This window comes from Acidisphaera rubrifaciens HS-AP3 (assembly GCF_000964365.1).
GTDB classification, from domain to species: domain Bacteria; phylum Pseudomonadota; class Alphaproteobacteria; order Acetobacterales; family Acetobacteraceae; genus Acidisphaera; species Acidisphaera rubrifaciens.
The window spans coordinates 1-4337 of record NZ_BANB01000709.1; the positions used below are offsets into that span (position 1 = coordinate 1).

4 protein-coding genes are annotated in these 4337 nt (G+C 72.4%); 2 read left to right on the plus strand and 2 right to left on the minus strand.

The features are described 5' to 3' along the window. Together B8460_RS16730 and gpt are read right to left on the minus strand one after the other, a co-directional pair. Positions 1-1728 (minus strand): Hint domain-containing protein (locus tag B8460_RS16730; RefSeq protein WP_158322928.1); only part of this gene is annotated, 1728 nt, incomplete at its 3' end. A 138-nt stretch (positions 1729-1866) separates the two neighbouring features. After that, positions 1867-2343, minus strand: coding sequence for a xanthine phosphoribosyltransferase (gene gpt, locus B8460_RS16735; RefSeq protein WP_048862754.1), 477 nt, complete (start codon positions 2341-2343; stop codon positions 1867-1869). A gap of 162 nt (positions 2344-2505) precedes the next feature. On the opposite strand from gpt, the gene B8460_RS16740 reads away from it, so the two are divergent. Together B8460_RS16740 and B8460_RS16745 are read left to right on the plus strand one after the other, a co-directional pair. After that, positions 2506-4104 carry a gamma-glutamyltransferase family protein gene (locus B8460_RS16740; protein WP_048862755.1) on the plus strand — a complete coding sequence of 533 codons (1599 nt, stop codon included), beginning with the start codon at positions 2506-2508 and terminating at the stop codon, positions 4102-4104. Between the two features lie 10 nt (positions 4105-4114). Then, positions 4115-4337, plus strand: a 223-nt coding sequence (locus B8460_RS16745; RefSeq protein WP_048862756.1) for an amidase family protein, incomplete at its 3' end; no start/stop codon positions are given.

The window sequence follows — 4337 nt, forward strand, 5'->3', positions numbered from 1 at the left end:
GCGGACGCGATCGACTGCCGTCCCGGCCACCGCGAACGGCGCGCAGGCCCCCGCCTCGCGCGCCCGCACCGCGAAGTCGGCGTGCAGGGCGATCGCCGCCCCGCCCTGCGCGAAGGATGCGCGCTGGCCGGTGTCGAGATAGCTCTCGCACGCGAGCCCGTCGGCGAGCAGCACGCCGTGGCGCGCCAGTTCGACATGGTAATAGGTGACGGACGGGCGCGGCACCTGCGCGATCGTCGTGCCGTTGACGAGGTGGCGCACCGGGATCAGCACGCCCTCGGCGAACACGGCGTGGTCGGGCGAGAGATACAGGTCCCGCGCCGGCTGGCCCGGGGCGAACGCGCCGGCCCGGATGCGCACCGGCCAGACACTGGCCGGCGCCGGATGACGGGCGCAGTCGACCGTCCGGCTGCCGATCCAGACCGCCGGCATCGGCGCGCCATCGGCGCCGCGCAGAACGGTGCCCACGGTCACGGCCTCGACCGCGATGTCGCCATCCGGCGTCGCGAGCCGCGTGCCGGCGGCGAAGCAGGCGAGGTTGAGCACCGCGAAGCCCGAGGGGGCGAGGCCGGACGTATCGGCGTTGCTGGTCGGCACGATCTCGTGCGTGCCCGACGCGGTGCCGTTGGTGACCCACAGGCCCTGATGCCCGGCGGCGTCGAGGGCGCTGAAATAAACCAGCCCGCCGGCGTCGGTCATGCCGGTCGGGCTGAAATTGGCGGCCGCGCCCGTGATGCCCGTCAACTCGTGCGTGCCGGCCGAGGTGCCGTCCGTCACCCACAGCCCGTCATGGTCGGCGGCATCGAAGCCGCTGAACAGCGCCAGCGTGCCGAGCTGGACGAAATTGCCGGGCGTCAGCCCGAGGTCGGTGCTGGCGCCGCTGACCGCGATCTCGTGCGTGCCGGCGGCGGTGCCGTCGCTCGTCCACAGGCCCGCGTTGCTGCTGGTATTGTCATAAGCGGCGAAGATCGCGTGGCCGCCGATCACGACCATGTTGCCGCCCTGCGCGACAAAATCGCTCCCGGTGGCGGCGCCCGCGATGCCCGTCAGCTCCTTGGTGCCCGCGGCCGTGCCGTTGCTGACGAACAGTTCCGCGTTGCCGCCGGCGTCGAAGCCCGCGAACAGGAACTCGCTCGTCGAAAGCGGGGTGATTTCCTGCGGCGCGACGCCGCCCGACGCGGTGCCGGCGTAGATTTCCTGCGTGCCGCCGGTCGTGCCGTCGGAGATCCACAAGCCGGTGTTGCCGTTCGCGTCGGCGCCGCCGAAGGCGAGACGCGACCCGCTTGTCGTGCCGACGACTGTGAGGTCGGTGGGATTGACGCCGAAGGTCGCGGCGCCGTTGACGGTGATTTCCTTCGTACCGACCGAGGTGCCGTCGCTAACCCACAGGCCGCGCGCGTTCGCGGCGTCCGACGCCTGGAAATAGACCTTGCCGTCGTAATAGGTCAGACCGCTCGGCAGCAGGCCGCCGGTCGATGCGCCCGCGACGGTGAGTTCCTGCGTGCCGGCACTCGTGCCGTCGGTGGTCCACAGGCCGTACACGCCGGCCTTGTTCATCGCGCTGAACAGTACGATGCCCTGATCGGCGACCAGGCTCGACGGCGCGAGATTGCCGTTGCTGCCCGCGGGGATCAGTTCCTGCGTGCCGGCTGCCGTGCCGTCGCTGATCCAAAGACCCTGGTTGAAGTTGGCATCATAGCCGGCGAACAGAACCTTGGTACCCGACACGCGCGCCCCTCCCGCTCCGCGCCGCGCGACATGGCGCGATGCGGGGCGCACTCAAGCGGGGCGGCCGCGCGATGCCTACCTACCGAAGGGCGAGGGCATGCAATTTCATCGACCTGACGCAAAGCCCGCGACGCGCCGCTAACCCGGCGGGCGCTTCGCGAGCGGGGCGACGAACTGCGGTTCGGTGTCCCAGGGAAAGAGTATCCACGTATCCTGTGACACCTCGGTGACGAACACGTCGGCGATGTCGCGCCCGGCCGGCTTGGCATAGATGCAGGCGAATGCCGCGCGCGGCAGCAGCGCGCGCACGATGCGCGCGGTCGTGCCGGTGTCGACCAGATCGTCGATGATCACGAACCCCTCGCCGTCGCCGGCCGCGGCGGGCGCCTTGACGACGACGGGCTCGCCGCGCGCCTCCTCGTCATAGGTGACGACGGAGACGCTTTCGATCAGCCGGATCTCCAGCTCGCGCGCGACGATGGCGGCGGGGATGAGGCCGCCGCGCGTGATCGCGACCACGCCGCGCACCGGCCCGCGCTCCATCAGCCGCCACGCGAGGGCCCGCCCGTCGCGATGCAGCTGATCCCAGGTCACCGTGTAGTAGTGCGTTGCCATCCCGCGCCCGTCCGCCGCTCCATGCCGGCCCCGCATGTGCCAGCCGCCGCGCCGCCTGTCGATACGGCGGCGACGGGCCGCCCTGCACGGTGGCGGCTTCCCCACGCACCCGCGTGGCGGTAGTGGTTTGTGCTTGCTGTTCGGACAGGCAGAGGGCGAGCGATGCGCGATTTCCACCTGGCGGGGCGCAGCCCGGCCTATGCGACCGGCGGGATGGCCGCGACGTCGATGCCGGCCGCGACCCTGACCGCGCTCGACGTGCTGCGCGCCGGCGGCAACGCGCTGGACGCGGCGGTGGCCGCCGCCGCCGTGCTGGCGGTGATCGAGCCGCACTCCACCGGCATCGGCGGCGACTGCTTCTGCCTGTATGCACCCGCGGGCAGCGGGCAGGTGATCGCGCTGAACGGCTCGGGCCGCGCCGCCGCCGGGGCGACGATCGACTGGTTCGAGAGCCAGGGCATCACCGCCCTCGATCCCGCCTCGCCGCACACGGTCACCATCCCCGGCGCGGTGTCGGCGTGGGAGACGCTGCTGGCGGCGCACGGGACCAGGGGGCTGGACGAGCTGCTGCGCCCGGCGATCCGCTTCGCCGAGGACGGATGGCCGGTCCACGACCGCGTCGCCGCCGACTGGGCGGGCGCGCTCGACCGGCTGCGCGCCAACGGCACCGCCGCCTTCCTGCCGGATGGCGGCGCGCCGGCACCGGGGCATCGGTTCGTGCAGACGCGGCTGGCCGAGACGCTGCGCACCATCGCGAAACACGGCGCGCGCGGTTTCTACGAGGGCGCGGTCGCGGCCGACATGGTCGCCGCCCTGCGGGCGCGCGGCGGCATCCAGACGGAGGCCGATTTCGCCGCCGGGCGCGAGAGCGCGATCTTCGTCGAGCCGATCCACGCCGGCTTCCGCGGCCACGAGGTCTATCAGTGCCCGCCCAACGGCTCCGGCCTGCTGGTGCTGCAGATCCTCGGCATGCTGGAGGGGTTCGAACCGGCGCCGGACGGGCCGCTCGGCCCGGTGCGGCTGCACCGGCACGTGGAGGCCGCGCGCCTCGCCTATCGCGACCGCGACGCCTTCCTCGCCGACCCGGCGCAGGTGGACGTGCCGGTCGCGCGCCTGACCGATCCCGCCTATCTGGCGGCGCTGCGCGGCCTGATCGCCGACAACCGCGCCATGCGCGACCTGCCGCGCGCGGGCGAGGCGGCGCTGCCGGCGCATCGCGACACGGTCTATCTCTGCGTCGTCGACCGCGACGGCAATGCGTGCAGCTTCATCAACTCGCTGTTCATGAGCTTCGGCTCCGGCATCCTCGCCGAAGGCTCGGGCGTGATGCTGCACAATCGCGGCTTCTCCTTCCGGCTTGAGCGCGGACACCCGAACTGCATCGCGCCGCACAAGCGGCCGATGCACACGATCATCCCCGGCATGCTGATGCGCGACGGGCGCGCGGTGATGCCCTATGGCGTGATGGGCGGGCATTTCCAGCCGATGGGCCAGACGCTGCTGCTGACCAACATGCTCGACTGGGGCATGGACCCGCAGGCGGCGCTCGATCTGCCGCGCCTGATGCCCTTCGGCGGCCGGCTGGAAGTGGAGCGCGGCATCCCGCGCGAGAGCATCGAGGCGCTGCGCCGCATGGGCCATGATCCGCTCGATCTCGTGATGCCGCATGGCGGCGGGCAGGCGATCTGGATCGATCACGCGCGGGGCGTGCTGATCGGCGGGTCCGACCCGCGCAAGGACGGCATGGCGCTGGGCTATTGAGGAGCCGACGATGACCGACCCCTGCGACCTCACCGCCGTCGAGGCCCGCGCCCTGATCGGCGCGAAGCGTCTGGCGCCGAGCGAATTGCTGGAAAGCTGCATCGCCCGCATCGAGGCGGTGGACGACGCCGTCAACGCCATGGTCGCCCGCGATTACGACGCGGCCCGGCGGGCGGCGCGGGAGGCGGACGCGGCGGTGGCGCGCGGCGACGCGCTCGGCCCGCTGCACGGCC